14 protein-coding genes and 1 pseudogene are annotated in these 13,886 nt (G+C 67.5%); 10 read left to right on the top strand and 5 right to left on the bottom strand.

Going from position 1 to position 13,886, the window contains the following annotated elements:
• Positions 1–117: 117 nt before the first annotated feature.
• Positions 118–1,203: pseudogene (locus tag FSV73_RS26110) on the top strand (methyl-accepting chemotaxis protein); the annotation flags it as partial.
• A gap of 144 nt (positions 1,204–1,347) precedes the next feature.
• Positions 1,348–2,061: a methyl-accepting chemotaxis protein gene (locus FSV73_RS26115; RefSeq protein ID WP_437179282.1), complete on the top strand. Its 714-nt coding sequence runs from the start codon at positions 1,348–1,350 to the stop codon at positions 2,059–2,061.
• A 165-nt stretch (positions 2,062–2,226) separates the two neighbouring features.
• Here the strand turns inward: FSV73_RS26115 and FSV73_RS11255 are convergent, their stop codons facing one another.
• A complete protein-coding gene (locus tag FSV73_RS11255; RefSeq protein ID WP_260856060.1) occupies positions 2,227–3,108 on the bottom strand; it encodes a hypothetical protein in 882 nt (293 codons plus the stop codon).
• 94 nt (positions 3,109–3,202) lie between these two features.
• Complete coding sequence (locus tag FSV73_RS11260) at positions 3,203–3,580, bottom strand: MerR family transcriptional regulator (protein ID WP_145007721.1); 378 nt, start codon at positions 3,578–3,580, stop codon at positions 3,203–3,205.
• Positions 3,581–3,699: 119 nt separating this feature from the next.
• On the opposite strand from FSV73_RS11260, the gene FSV73_RS11265 reads away from it, so the two are divergent.
• Entirely contained in the window at positions 3,700–4,590 is an 891-nt protein-coding gene (locus FSV73_RS11265) for an alpha/beta fold hydrolase (protein WP_145007723.1), read from the top strand.
• The gene (locus tag FSV73_RS11270; RefSeq protein ID WP_145007725.1) at positions 4,587–5,459 is read left to right on the top strand and encodes an alpha/beta fold hydrolase; all 873 of its coding nucleotides are present in this window, start codon (positions 4,587–4,589) and stop codon (positions 5,457–5,459) included. Before FSV73_RS11265 ends, FSV73_RS11270 begins: the two co-directional genes overlap by 4 nt.
• On the opposite strand, the gene cls is transcribed toward FSV73_RS11270, so the two are convergent.
• Both cls and FSV73_RS11280 read right to left on the bottom strand, forming a co-directional pair.
• Positions 5,456–6,895, bottom strand: coding sequence for a cardiolipin synthase (cls, locus tag FSV73_RS11275; RefSeq protein ID WP_145007727.1), 1,440 nt, complete (start codon positions 6,893–6,895; stop codon positions 5,456–5,458). The two genes, FSV73_RS11270 and cls, sit on opposite strands and share 4 nt — an antisense overlap.
• A gap of 28 nt (positions 6,896–6,923) precedes the next feature.
• Entirely contained in the window at positions 6,924–8,054 is a 1,131-nt protein-coding gene (locus FSV73_RS11280; protein ID WP_145007729.1) for a methyltransferase, read from the bottom strand.
• 72 nt (positions 8,055–8,126) lie between these two features.
• Here FSV73_RS11280 and FSV73_RS11285 point away from each other — a divergent pair, with 72 nt between their 5' ends.
• Positions 8,127–8,903, top strand: a complete 777-nt coding sequence (locus tag FSV73_RS11285) for a ferredoxin--NADP reductase (RefSeq protein WP_145007731.1) — start codon at positions 8,127–8,129, stop codon at positions 8,901–8,903.
• Positions 8,904–9,148: 245 nt separating this feature from the next.
• A complete protein-coding gene (locus tag FSV73_RS11290; RefSeq protein ID WP_145007733.1) occupies positions 9,149–10,705 on the top strand; it encodes a TerC family protein in 1,557 nt (518 codons plus the stop codon).
• 19 nt (positions 10,706–10,724) lie between these two features.
• Here the strand turns inward: FSV73_RS11290 and mscL are convergent, their stop codons facing one another.
• The gene (mscL, locus tag FSV73_RS11295) at positions 10,725–11,174 is read right to left on the bottom strand and encodes a large-conductance mechanosensitive channel protein MscL (protein ID WP_145007735.1); all 450 of its coding nucleotides are present in this window, start codon (positions 11,172–11,174) and stop codon (positions 10,725–10,727) included.
• Between the two features lie 225 nt (positions 11,175–11,399).
• Between mscL and FSV73_RS11300 the strand changes: the two genes are divergently transcribed.
• The 4 genes from FSV73_RS11300 to radA all read left to right on the top strand — a co-directional run bounded on the left by FSV73_RS11300 (position 11,400) and on the right by radA (position 13,832).
• A complete protein-coding gene (locus FSV73_RS11300) occupies positions 11,400–11,639 on the top strand; it encodes a YdcH family protein (RefSeq protein WP_145007737.1) in 240 nt (79 codons plus the stop codon).
• 95 nt (positions 11,640–11,734) lie between these two features.
• On the top strand, positions 11,735–11,944 hold the full coding sequence (locus tag FSV73_RS11305) for a hypothetical protein (protein ID WP_145007739.1): 210 nt from the start codon (positions 11,735–11,737) through the stop codon (positions 11,942–11,944).
• Positions 11,945–12,086: 142 nt separating this feature from the next.
• On the top strand, positions 12,087–12,356 hold the full coding sequence (locus tag FSV73_RS11310; RefSeq protein ID WP_145007741.1) for a hypothetical protein: 270 nt from the start codon (positions 12,087–12,089) through the stop codon (positions 12,354–12,356).
• Positions 12,357–12,470: 114 nt separating this feature from the next.
• Complete coding sequence (gene radA / locus FSV73_RS11315) at positions 12,471–13,832, top strand: DNA repair protein RadA (RefSeq protein WP_058760248.1); 1,362 nt, start codon at positions 12,471–12,473, stop codon at positions 13,830–13,832.
• Positions 13,833–13,886: the final 54 nt, after the last annotated feature.

The following is a 13,886-nucleotide window of genomic DNA, read 5'->3' on the forward strand; positions in this document are numbered from 1 at the left end:
CTGCTTTCCGTCGCCGAGCGGGGCGTTTTGACCTCAAGATTGTCTGACGTCTGCCGATAGCGCTCGGATACCCGTGCAGCTTCTTGACCCTTGAGCGCTCTAATAGAGGACGCCGCTATGACTAGGTGGTTTGGCAACGTTTCCGTAGGCAAGAAGTTGGCGCTGGGTTTCAGCGCGGTGCTGCTGCTCTGCCTGGCCCTGGGCCTGGTCGGCTGGAGCGCCATCGGCAAGCTGTCCTGGCGCATGGACGTCATGGGCAAGGTCAACGTCCTTCAGCAGGAGGTCTCGGCCCTGGGGCTGGATCACGCCGAATACCTGCGAAGCGTCGGCGAGCCGGAAAAGGCGCAGGCGGTGCAGGCGACGCTCAAGCGCATCGACGCCGGCTACGCCGCCTTGGACGCCGTGATGACCAAGCCGGTGAATCGCGAGATTCTCGAACGCTTCGCCAAGGCGGTGACCGAGTACCGGGACAAGTTCAAGCTCACCGAAGACAGCTATCGCGCCAGCGGCAGCCGCCAGAGCGGCGGCGGCGCCCGCGCCTTGCTGGGCAAGAATGCCGATGCGGCGACGCAGGTGCTGGAGGGCTTGCAGAAGGAATTGCTGGCGGACACCGCGGCCGATCTCGAGACCCGGTTCCAGCGCAGCCAGAGCCTCGCCCTGCTCAAGGAGCAATTCCAGCGGGCGCGCTTTGAAACCCGCGGCTACACCTACAGTGGCGAGCCCAAGTTCTTCCAGAAGGCCGTCGAGCAGGTCGAGCTGGCTATCACCGGCCTGGGTGGCCTCGGCGCGGCATTCGGCAGCCTGGACCGCGACGCCATCGGCCAGCTCGACACCTACCTGAAGGGCTACCGGGCAGCCCTGGACGTCAACCAGGCGGCGCTGCTGAAGATCGCCCAGGCCACCGAGGCCTTGACCGCCAGCGATCAGGGCCTGCTCAAGCTGAGCAACGCGCTCTACGACTCCCAGATGGTGCTGCGCGGTCAGGACATCCAGCAAGCCTCCTGGTGGCTGGTCGGCTGCCTGCTCGCCGCCCTCGCCATCGGCATCGCCGCGGCCTGGACGATCAATCGCCAGATCGTCCCCGCCCTGCGCCAGGTGGTGCAGGATGTCGCCCAATTGGGCCAGGGCGATCTCACCGAACGTCGATATGACCGCCGCCAGGACGAGATCGGCCAGCTGCAGCAAAGCCTGAACCGGACCACGGCCGGCCTGCGTGGCCTGATCGGCCACATCGGCGAGGGCGCCGCCCAGGTCGCCAGCTCCAGCGAAGAATTGTCGGCCATCACCGACACCAGTCTGCGTGGCACCCAGGAGCAGAAACGCGAAATCGAGCGAGTCGCCACCGCTATGCACCAGATGGCCACCTCGGTGCAGGACGTGGCCCGCAATGCGGTGCAGACCGCGGAGGCGGTGGACAGCGCCGTGCGGCATGCCAGCCAGGGTAGTCAGGTAGTCAGGCAGACCGTCCAGCAGATCGACCAGCTGTCCACCGAGGTGGAGCAGGCGGCCCAGGCGATGAGCCAGCTGGAGGCGGAAAGCGGCAAGATCGGCAACGTGCTGGACGTCATCAAGTCCGTCGCGGAGCAAACCAACCTCCTGGCGCTCAACGCGGCCATCGAGGCGGCGCGGGCGGGTGAGGCCGGGCGTGGCTTTGCCGTCGTTGCCGACGAGGTTCGCGCCCTGGCCCAGCGGACCCAGCAGTCCACCCAGGAGATCCAGCAACTGGTCGAGGCCTTGCAAAGCGGGACCCTGACCGTGGTCGAGCGGATGAGCGCCAGCCGCAACCTGACCACCAACAGCGTCACCCTGATCCGCGACACCGGCGCGGCGCTCGACCATATCTGCGCGGGTATCGCCGGGGTCCAGGCCATGACGCAGCAGATCGCCACCGCCGCCGAGCAGCAGAGCTCGGTCGCCGGCGAGGTCAATCGCAGCGTCCTGAACGTGCGCGAAATCGCCGATCAGGCGGCAACCTCCAGCGTCCAGACCAACCAGGCTTCCGCCGATCTCGCCCGGCTCGGCCAGGGGCTGCAGGCGCAACTGCAGCACTTCCACGTCTGACCGCGACGAGCGCGTCCGTCCTCGGGCGTTCCAGGACGCTGGCCGAACCCCCGGTCGGGTGACGGCCAGGCCATTCCCGGCGCCGTTGGACGGCCGCGCCGGTCGCCGCGGCACCTGCGGTCCGCGTAACGCTCAGCCCCGTGCCGTCCCGCCGACAGCGCTGGGCTAGTAGGCCATGGACAGGCTCAGGGTTACCTGGGGCACCACGCCGTCGGTTTCGCCCTCGGGCCCGCTCAGTTCGCGCAGGGCGCCGTCGCGATAGAGCGCCAGGGCCTCGGCGCGGGCGCTCCAGCGGGTCTCGCCCCAGCGGAATGGCTGCTCCAGGGCCAGGCCGGTGCGCGCATAGAGGCGGTCGCCGGACTCCGGTCCGTAGAAACCCTTCCAGCCCACCCCCAGGGCGCTGGGGAAACTCAGGCGCAGGCCAGCAGGGGTGAGATCCAGCCCCGGCTCCAGGCTGCCCTGGGTATAGAGGCCACTGTCGCCCTGGGTGCGGGTGGTCAGCGCCAGGCCCGGCCGCCAGGCGCCGAAGCCGGTCTCGGCCTGGTAGGCCAGGGTCAGGCTGGCCTCCTGGGTGGTGGCGGCGACATCGTTGGGGCTGGTCTTGACCGTATAGACGACGCCGATCCGCAGGCCCTCCGCCGGGGATACCACTAGGCCCAGCAGGTTGTTGCTCTCGTACCAGCGTCGCGGGCTGACCCTTTCGTCGCTGGAGGGGGTATGGAAGCCATTGCTGCTGCTGAACACTAGCCAGGCATCGGCCGCGCCGTCAGCCCTCTGGTGCAGGTCCAGGGCGAAGCCCGCCTGGGCGTGCAAGGGAATGCGGTCGAGGCTGGCCGCGTCGTCATCGTAGTTGCCTCGGGAGAAGTCGCCATTGCGGGCATCGAGGCCGAGCAGCGGGTGGAAGCGCCCGGACGCTTCGCTGACCTCCACGCTACCCAGGGCGGCGTCCTCGCTATCGATGGAGGGTACGCTGCGTGGCGCGGCGCTGATTGCCGCCGAGGACAGCAGCCCACTGGCGACCGCGGTAGCGAACAGAAGGGGGCGCATGACGGTGTCCTCGGCAGGGTGCCCGAGCCGTGCTGGCCAGACCGACCCAAGGCTGGGACCGGTAGGCGGCGGCGCCGTTCCTCGCCCGCCCCCCTCAGGCCGAAGCGGCCTCGCTGTCGCGCAGCATCTGCAGCAACCGGGCGCGCCGGCCTTCCAGTTCGTCGATCTGCCGCTCCAGCGTCCGTAGCCGCTCGCGCTGGGCCGCCGAGGTTTCCGGACAGGCCTGGGCGCCCTCGATCAGCCGCATGCAGTCGGGAAAGCGGCGGATCTCCGCCAGGCTGAAGCCGGCGCCGAGCAGTCGCTGCAACTGCCGGACCTGCGCCACGGCACTGGCCGGGAACTGGCGATAGCCGTTGGCGCCGCGCCCCGCCAGCAGCACGCCCTGGGCCTCGTAGTGACGAAGCGAGCGCACGCTGACTCCGGTCGCGGCGGCGAGTTGACCGATGCTGAGCGAAGGCGCGGGTGCGGTCATGGCGAAGATCCGAAGCGTCTGGAAGCGGAAGGGCACCACTATCTCATGCCGGGCGGGGCTTGACCCTGACATTGGTGTCAGCCTCGAGGCTGGCGGCTCCCCCTGATTGGAGACCTGCCATGAGACCTGTCCGCCTGCTGTCCTTGCTCCTGTTGCTGAGTCTGACCAGTCCGGCCACCGAGGCCCGCGAATGGCGGGTGGCCGCTCCCGACGGGGTGGAGCTGGCGATCCAGGAACAGGGCGATCCCAGGGGCGTGCCTCTCATCTTCATCCATGGCCTGCTGGGTAGTCGGTTGAACTGGGAGGCCCAGCTTGCCAGCCCCGCGTTGCGCCGCTTCCGCTTGATCACCTACGACCTGCGCGGCCATGGCCTGTCCGGCAAGCCGGTCGGGGCTGCGCCCTACCGCGAGGGACGGCGCTGGGCCGATGACTTGGCGACCGTCATTGCCACCACCGGGGCCCATCGCCCGGTGTTGGTGGGCTGGTCGCTGGGTGCCACGGTGATCTCCAACTACCTGGCTCAGCATGGCGATGCCGAGATCGCTGGCGCGGTCTACGTGGATGGCGTCATCGAATTGGCCTCGGAGCAGATCGTGCCGCACCCCGAGGTCTATCGGGATCTCGTCTCCCCTGATCTGCGCACCCATCTGGACGCCATCCGTACCTTTCTTACCCTGTGCTTCGCCACCCCACCCGCGCCTGAGCTGTTCCAGCGGCTGTACGCCAGCGCCGCCATGGCCTCCTGGGACATGCAGAGCGCCGTGCAGGGGCAGGATGTGGCGGCCGCCAAGGGGCTCGGCGGAGCGCGCGTGCCGCTCTGGCTGCTCTATGGTGAAAAGGACGCCCTGGTGCGGCCCGAGGCCTCCATCGCCCGCGCCCTGGCGCTGAATCCGCGTATCACGGTCACAGGCTACGCTGCGTCCGGGCATGCACCCTTCCTGGAAGAGGCGCCGCGCTTCAATCGTGATCTCGCCGCCTTCGTCGATCGTCTGGAGCATCCCCAGCCATGAATGCCTTCCCCGGTTTCTCCCCGCTCAGCCAGGACACGGCCTCGGCCACCTTTAGGGGCGTGGTCGGTGGCCAGGGTCCGACGGTCCTGCTGCTGCACGGCTATCCGCAGACGCACCTGGCCTGGCGCCACATCGCGCCGGTGCTGGCCCGGCACTATCGGGTGGTGGTGCCCGACGTGCCGGGCTATGGCGCCAGTCGCCAGCTCGACCGCCGCTCGCGCTGGACCAAGCGGCGGGTGGCGGCGGCCCTGGTCGAGCTGATGGATGCACTCGGCCAGCCGCGCTTCGTGGTGGTCGGCCACGACCGGGGCGCCCGGGTCGGCTATCGCCTGGCGCTGGACCACCCCGCGCGCGTCGAGCGCTATGCCTCCCTCACCGTGGTGCCCACGCCTGAGGTCTGGCAGGCCTTCGACCGCGAGCGCAGCCTGGCGAATTTCCACTGGATCTTTCTCGCCCAGCCGGCGGACCTGCCCGAGCGGCTGCTGGCGGCCGCTCCCGAGGCCTTTCTCGATCTGGCCCTGGGGCGCCTGGCTGGTGGCCTGGAACGGGTCGAGCCCCAGGCCCTGGCCGCCTATCGCCAAGCCTTTCGCGATCCGGCGGTGCGCCAGGCCATCTGCGAGGATTACCGCGCGGGCGCGGAGGAAGACCTGGCCGACGATCTCGCCGACCAGGCCCGGGGCCATCTGGTGCAGTGCCCGCTGCTGGTGCTCTGGCCGGCGACCCAGGCCGGCGGGGAAACGCCGCTGGCCATCTGGCGCCGCTGGGCCCGCGACGTGCGTGGCTCGGCCCTGTCGGGTGGTCACCTGCAACCGGAGGAGTCACCCGCGGAGGTGTTGGCGGCGCTGCTGCCCTTTCTCGCCGGCCGCTAGAGCACCGGCGAGAACACCCGCGCCACCCGCATGGCCACCCGCCGCCAGCGGCGCAGGGCGGCGTTGTCCTCGGGGGTGAGTTCGCGCGAGCGGCTGAAGTCGTGCTCCAGCATCTTGCGCACCTCCCAGGCAAACTGGACGTCCATCACCATCACCATGACCTCGAAGTTGAGGCGGAAGGATCTGTTGTCCAGGTTGGCGCTGCCCACCGCGGCCACGTCCTCGTCGATCAGCACGACCTTCTGGTGCAGGAAGCCCGGACCGTAGCGGAACACCCGGATGCCGGCGTGCACCGCCTCGAAGGCATAGAGGTAGGAAGCGGCGTAGACCACCTTGTGATCGGGTCGCGACGGCAGCAGGATGCGCACGTCCACCCCGCGCAGGGCGGCCAGGCGCAGCGCCGCCGAGACGGCCTCGTCCGGGATGAAGTAGGGCGAGGTGATCCAGATGCGATGACGCGCCGAGTGGATGGCCTCGACGAAGAACAGCGAGCAGGTCTCCTGGTCGTCCGCCGGGCCGCTGGGCACCACCTGGCAGAGCACCCCGCCGTCCTCGTAGCGTTCCGGCAGCAGCAGGGTGGGCAGTTTGCGGGTCACCCAGTACCAGTCCTGGGCGAAGGTTTCCTGCAGGGTGGCCAGGGCCGGGCCGCGCAATTCCAGGTGGGTGTCGCGCCAGGGGGCCAGGGGCGGCTTGAGCCCCATGTATTCGTCGCCGACGTTGAGCCCGCCGGTGAAGCCGACCTCGCCGTCCACCACCACGATCTTGCGGTGGTTGCGGAAGTTGACCTGGAACCGGTTGATCAGCCCGCGTCTGTTGCTGAAGCCCTTCACCTCGCAGCCGGCGTCGCGCAGCTTTTCCACGTAGGCCCGCGGCAGGGCATGGCTGCCGATGGCGTCGTAGAGCAGGTAGACCTTGACTCCGGCGCGGGCGCGATCGAGCAGGGTGTTCTGCAGGGCGAGGCCGAGGGCGTCGTCGTGGATGATGAAAAATTGCACCAGCACGACTTTCTCGGCACCGCGGATGGCGCCGAGGATGGCGGCGAAGGTCTCTTCGCCGTTGACCAGCAGCCGCACCTGGTTGTTGGCCACGCAGGGCGTGCCGGTGAGGGCGGTCATGGCCTTGAGCTTGCGGTTGGCCGCGCTGCACTGCTGGGCGGCCATGGCCTCGGCGATCCAGGGCCGCCAGTCCAGTTCGGCGGCCTGGCGCGCCATCTCCTCGTCTGCCTGGCGCCGCGCCTTCACGTAGCTGTCGAAGCGCCGCCGACCGAACACCAGATAGGGGATCAGGCTGAGGAAGGGCATGAACACCAGCGCCATCGCCCAGGCCATGGCGCCCTGGGCGGTGCGCACCGTGACGATGGCGTGCACCGCGGCGCTGATGCCGACCAGTTCGAAGGCGAGGGCGAGGTAGTGGAGATCGAGGGGCAGGGATGGCACGCGGGCAGCTCTCTTCTCCGGGGTGATGTCAGAGGGGTTGGACCGCCCTGAGGATCACGAATTTCGGCGTCGCGGCGATCTGTTCGACGCGCTTGAACAGCCGTTTGAGTTTGACGTGATAACCCAGATGGCGGTTTCCCACCAGCCATAGCTCGCCCCGGGCGGTCAGCGCCGCGCGGGCCTGCTGGAACATGCGCCAGGCGAGGAAATCGCCCACCACCTGCTGTTGGTGGAAGGGTGGATTGCACAGGATCAGGTCCAGCGAGCCCGGCGGCTGGTCGGCCAGGCCGTCGCCGGCGCGGATGACGGCCGGCCGTTCGGCGAAGGCCGCCGACCAGTTTTCCTGCGCCGACTGCACCGCCATGTAGGACTCGTCCACCAGGGTGAACTGCGCCTCGGGGTTCGCCAGGGCGCAGGCCAGGGCCAGCACGCCGTTGCCGCAACCGAGGTCGGCCACCCGGGCGCTGCCCAGGCCCTGGGGCAGGTACGGCAGGAAGGCACGGGTGCCGATGTCCAGGCCTTCGCGGCAGAAGACGTTGGCGTGGTTGACCAGCGTCAGCGCCGGTGACTCCAGGCGATAGCGGCTGGGGTAGGGCGAGGCCACTGGCGGACGAGGTTCGGGAGTCGCGTAGAGCAATCGCGCCTTCTTCACCGCCAGCGACGCCTGCACCGGGCCGACATGGCGCTCCAGCAGGTCGCCCGCGGCGCGCGGCAGGTGCTTGAGCATGCCGGCGGCGATCACCCGGGCCCCGGGTGCCAACTGGCCGTGCAGGCGGATCAGCTGTTCTTCCAGCAGCGCCAGGGTCTTGGGTACGCGCACCAGCACCAGGTCGAAGGGACCGCTGGTCGCCGCACTGGCCGGGACGAAGCTCACCGCGTCGGCGGCGAGGTCGTTGCGCGCGAGATTCGCCTGCAGCGCCAGGGCCGCCAGGTGCGAGTCCCCGCTGGAGGTCACCCGGGCGTGACCGGCGAGGCTCACGGCCAGGGCGCCGAAGGCGTCGTTGAGCACCAGCACCCGGGCGGCGGCCTCCAGGCCGTCCTCGGCGACCTGCTGCAGCAGGTATTCGTCGGCGGCGTCGAAGGCCTGCAGGGGATCGTCGCGACGGGGCGGCTGACGGTCGAGTTCGAGGGTGGCGAAGGGCGAGACGAGAGAAGGCATGGTATCTGTCGGTGTTTATCGGCGGCCCAGTGCGGGACAATGGCGCCAAGCAATCGGGAAAAAGAGGCCAGTATGACCGCCACCGAAGACAAGTTCACCCGCGAGACGATCACTGCCGTCTGGCCTTGGAGCGACAACCTCTTCAGCCTGAGGACCACCCGCGATCCGCGCTTTCGCTTCCGCGCCGGCCAGTTCGCCCGGCTGGGCGTGCGCAAGGCCGATGGCGACGTGGTCTGGCGGGCCTATTCCATGGTCTCGGCGCCCCACGATGAATTCCTCGAATTCTTCTCCATCGTGGTGCCGGGCGGCGCCTTCACCAGCGAACTGAGTCGCCTGCGCGAGGGCGACGAACTGCTGGTGGAAAAGCAGCCCTATGGCTATCTCACCCTGGAGCGCTTCGGCGGTGGTCGCGACCTCTGGCTGCTGGCCACCGGCACCGGCCTCGCGCCCTTCCTGTCGATGCTGCAGGAGCCCGACACCTGGGAGCGCTTCGAACGCATCGTGCTGGTCTACAGCGTGCGCGAGGCGCGCGACCTGGCCTACCAGGAAGTCATCCAGGGCTACGGCCAGGTGGAGCATCTCGAAGGCCTCACCGATCGCCTGGTCTATGTGCCCGTGGTGACGCGCGAAGACCATCCTGGCGCCCTGCGCGGCCGCATCACCAACCTGATCGAAAACGGTGAGCTGGAACGCGCTGCCGGGGTGGCGTTTTCCCCTGACCATTCGCGCATCCTCATCTGCGGCAATCCGGAGATGGTCGACGACACCCGCCAGCTGCTCAAGACCCGCGATCTGCAACTGGCGCTGAGTCGCCGGCCGGGACAGGTGGCCGTGGAAAACTATTGGTAGCGAAACCGCTGCAACCCTTGGCAGTCCTCGGACTTGACGTTTTCTTCACAATTGGAAAAGGTTGGACCTTTAGCTTTTGCCCAGCCTTGCTCTAGGATCGGACATTCCAAGGTTACCTTCCGAGTCCCGATGAGCAGTGACAGATCCGAGCCGCCCCCGGCCCCCTGGCCAGGTGCGGCTGATACCCCCTCCCGCTTTATCTCCTCCGTGGCCGTCCGGCCCTTTCCTGCGGAGGCCCGCTGCTGATGGAATGGATCGCCGATCCCACCGCCTGGTTGGGACTGCTCACCCTGATCGTCCTGGAAATCGTCCTGGGCATCGACAACCTGGTCTTCATCGCCATCCTCGCCGACAAGCTGCCGCCCGCGCAGCGGGACAAGGCGCGGGTCATCGGCCTGTCGCTGGCGCTGATCATGCGTCTGGGCCTGCTGGCCAGCATCTCCTGGATGGTGACCCTCACCGAGCCGTTGTTCGAGGTCTTCGGCAAGGCGTTTTCCGGCCGCGACCTCATCATGCTGTTCGGCGGTATCTTCCTGCTGTTCAAGGCCACCACCGAGTTGCACGAACGCATCGAGGGCCATACCCACAAGACCGGCGGCAACCGTGCCTACGCCGCCTTCTGGCCGGTGGTGGCGCAGATCGTGGTGCTCGACGCCGTGTTCTCGCTGGACGCCGTCATCACCGCAGTGGGCATGGTCGAGCACCTGAGCGTGATGATGATCGCCGTGATCATCTCCATCGGCCTGATGCTGGTGGCGAGCAAGCCGCTGACCGCCTTCGTCAACGCCCATCCCACGGTAATCATGCTGTGCCTGGGCTTCCTGATGATGATCGGCCTGAGCCTGACCGCCGAGGGCCTGGGTTTCCACATTCCCAAGGGGTACCTCTATGCCGCCATCGGCTTCTCGATCCTCATCGAGCTGGCCAACCAGGTGGTGCGCTGGAAGCGTAAGCGGCAGTTGCACGAACGCCTCGGCATGCGCGAGCGCACCTCCCAGGCCGTGCTGCGGCTACTGGGTGGGCGCCTGCGCGAAGACGAGGTCGATGAGGACATCGCCGAGCTGATGGATGGCGAGAAGGGCGAGGGTCCGGTGTTCGATCGCCGTGAGCGGCTGATGATCAGTGGCGTGCTGCAGCTGGGCGAGCGCCCGGTGCGCACGGTGATGACCGCCCGCGCCGACGTCGACATCCTCGATGCCGACGCCGCGCCCGAGCGACTGCGCGCGCAACTGCTGGCCTCGGCTCACTCGCGCCTGCCGCTGGTGGTCAACGGCAACATCGACGAACCCCTGGGCTACGTGCACAAGAAGGAATTGTTCGCCGACATCCTGCAGGGCCAGACCCCCGACCTGCGCAACCGGGTGCGCACGCCCATCCACCTGCCGGCCCAGGCCACGGTGCTGGGCGCCCTGGAGCAACTGCGCGCGGCCTCGACCCACGTGGCCTTCGTGGTCAACGAATTCGGTGGCTTCGAAGGCCTGCTGACGCTGACCGACATCCTCGAGGCCATCGCTGGTGAATTGCCGGACGCCAGCGAAGACAGCATTCCGGAGCTGGAGAAGGTGGAGAACGGCTATCGCGCCAGCGGCGGCCTGAACCTGCATCCCCTGGCCCAGCGCACCGGTTTCCAGATCGCCGAAAACGAGGACTACCAGACCCTCGGAGGGCTGGTGGTGGACCTGCTGGGACGGCTGCCGGTGGCGGGTGACCGCCTGGAATACCAGGGCTGGTACCTGACGGTCGAGTCGGTCAAGGACCGGCGGATCGGCTGGATCCGCCTGGAGCGACCCGCCTCCGAGTGAGGCGGATGCGGCGAGGAGCTTACAGCGGGTTGATCGGCGGATCCTGCTTCACCACGGGGGCCGTGGTCACCTGGCTGTTCTGCTCCTTGAGCAGGTCACGGATTTCGGTCAGCAGCACCTGGTCCTTGGTCGGACCGGACGGCGCGGCATCCTGGTGCAGACGCAGGCGATTGAGCACCTTGATCGCCATGAAGATGGCGAAGGCGATGATCACGAAGTCGAAGATGGTCTGCAGGAACTTGCCATAGGACATCACCACCGCCGGCTGGTCGCCCACGGCTGCCCGCAGCGTGATCGCCAATTGCGAGAAGTCCACGCCCCCGAGCAACAGGCCCAGCGGCGGCGTGATGATGTCGGCCACGAAGGACGACACTATCTTGCCGAAGGCGGCACCCAGGATGATGCCGACCGCCAGGTCGACCACGTTGCCGCGCATGGCGAACTTCTTGAACTCGGCGAGAATACTCATGCTGCACTCCTTTGATTGGTTTCGAAGAGACGATAGCCGATTTTGACCGCTTCGTTCGGCTTTGGAACCTCGCTGACGGTCTCCAGGTTCCCCGGACGGGGCAAATCCCTTGGCGGCCGGCAACTGGTCGTGGCTGTCGCACTTTGGCGACGGGCTTGGGTCCACCCTTGTACGACGAGGGCAGGGGCCCTTGCGAACCCACCATTCCGAACCCAGGAGCCTTCGATGGTTGCCAAACACGACCTGCACAAAGACTTTCCCGAATACGCCGAGCAGCTCGACAGCCGTCCGCAGTCCGATCCGGCCTTCGCCAAGCTGCTGGAGGACTACCAGCAGCTCGACCAGCAGATCCTCGATCTGGAAGCGGTGGAAGAATCCAGTGGCGACGAAGAGCTGGGTCGCCTGCGCCGGGAGCGGGTGCTGCTCAAGGACAAGATCGCCCAGCAGCTGAAATACCCGTCCTAGCAACCCTCGGCTCGGCGCCGGTCGTCGAGCCTCGCTTAGCGCGATTGGCAAGGGCCGCTGGCGTTGCCATCATGGCTTCCTGTGGAGAGGAGCCGATGACCAACGAAACAGCGATGTACCAACAGTGGCACCTGTGGATCACCGAAGCGGCCGTGGAAGAACAGCGCCGCCTCGTGCAGCGGGAATTTATGGAATACAGCCGCCTGCTGGCCAACCTGCAGGTGCTCGAACAGGAGCGCTGGCAGCAGGCATTGCCGGTCTGGCTACGGGGCGACGTGGAGATGGTCTCGACGCTCAAGCACTAGCGCCAGAACCTCGCAGCAGGCACTGATGACCGGACGCTGAACGACCGGCGGTACCTCGCGGTCAATGGGTTACCCCAGACGAGTTTCGCGGGGTGAGCGAGGTTAATCCGGCCTACCCGGCCCTCCCAACGAGGATGTCCCCATGAAGCGTACCGCCCTGATCGCCCTGATGATGTTCGCCGCCGCCCCCGTGTTCGCCAAGGATCTCTGCGCGGTCCAGCTGCAGAAGCTGGATGACGCCAGCAAGATGAAGACCAACATGATCGGTCCGGGCAGCTCCCAGGCCAGCCAGATCGCCGAATTCCGCAAGAACGCCATGGCCGCCCAGAAGGCCGGTGACGAGAAGAAGTGCATCGCTCAGGCCAACCAGGCCCTGACCATGCTGCGTCAGCCGGGTGGCGAGGGCAACTAGTCCTCGAGCCGGCATGCCAGAGAGGCGCGCTCCCCAGGGATCGCGCCTTTTTACTGTCTATGCATCCAGTCGTGATATGCTGTGGCATTCCCTTATCGACTGGAGAATTCCGCCATGGCCAAGGCCAAGCGTCTCTACGGCTGCACCGAATGCGGCGCCACCTTTCCCAAGTGGGCAGGCCAGTGCGGCGAGTGCGGCGCCTGGAACACCCTGGTGGAAACCGTCGTCGAGACCTCCGCGGTGCCCTCCGGGCGGGCCGGCTGGGCCGGTCAGCAGGCGACCATCAAGACCCTGGCCGAGGTCAGCGTCGAGGAAACCCCGCGCTTCACCACCGATTCCACCGAACTCGATCGCGTGCTCGGCGGGGGGCTGGTGGATGGCTCCGTGGTGCTGATCGGCGGCGATCCCGGCATCGGCAAGTCCACCATCCTCCTGCAGACCCTCTGCCACCTCGCCGCACGCATGCCGGCGCTCTATGTCACCGGTGAGGAATCGCAGCAGCAGGTGGCCATGCGTGCTCGCCGCCTGGGCCTGCCGGAAGACAAGCTCAAGGTGATGACCGAAACCTGCATCGAGACCATCGTCGCCACCGCGCGCCAGGAAAAGCCGCGGGTCATGGTGATCGATTCGATCCAGACCATCTTCACCGAGCAGCTGCAATCCGCGCCCGGCGGGGTGGCCCAGGTGCGCGAGAGCGCGGCGCTGCTGGTGCGCTTCGCCAAGCAGACCGGCACCGCCATCTTCCTGGTCGGCCACGTCACCAAGGAAGGCGCCCTGGCCGGGCCGCGGGTGCTGGAGCACATGGTCGACACCGTGCTCTACTTCGAGGGCGAATCCGACGGCCGCCTGCGCATGCTCAGAGCGGTGAAGAACCGTTTTGGCGCGGTCAACGAGCTGGGCGTGTTCGGCATGACCGACAAGGGCCTCAAGGAGGTCTCCAATCCCTCGGCGATCTTTCTCAATCGGGCCCAGGAAGCGGTGGCCGGCAGCGTGGTCATGGCCACCTGGGAAGGCTCGCGGCCCATGCTGGTGGAGGTCCAGGCGCTGGTCGACACCAGTCACCTGGCCAATCCACGGCGGGTCACCGTCGGCCTCGACCAGAATCGCCTGGCCATGCTGCTGGCGGTGCTGCACCGCCACGGCAGCATCCCCACCTACGACCAGGATGTCTTCATCAACGTGGTCGGCGGGGTCAAGGTGCTGGAAACGGCGGTGGACCTGGCGCTGATGTCCGCGGTGATCTCCAGCCTGAGAGACCGCGCCCTGCCGCATGACCTGCTGGTGTTCGGCGAGATCGGCCTGTCCGGCGAGATCCGCCCGGTGCCGAGTGGCCAGGAGCGGTTGAAGGAGGCCGCCAAGCATGGCTTCAAGCGCGCCATCGTGCCCAAGGGCAATGCCCCCAAGGATCCGCCGCCCGGCCTGCAGGTGGTGGCGGTGACCCGTCTGGAGCAGGCGCTGGATGCGCTGTTCGAATAGCCCACACCGCTTTCGTAATATTTTTTAAAACTCTTGGTGGGGCAGGGTGGTCTA

The sequence above is a fragment of the Pseudomonas oryzihabitans genome (genome assembly GCF_007665395.1).
Taxonomy (GTDB): Bacteria; Pseudomonadota; Gammaproteobacteria; order Pseudomonadales; family Pseudomonadaceae; genus Chryseomonas; species Chryseomonas psychrotolerans_C.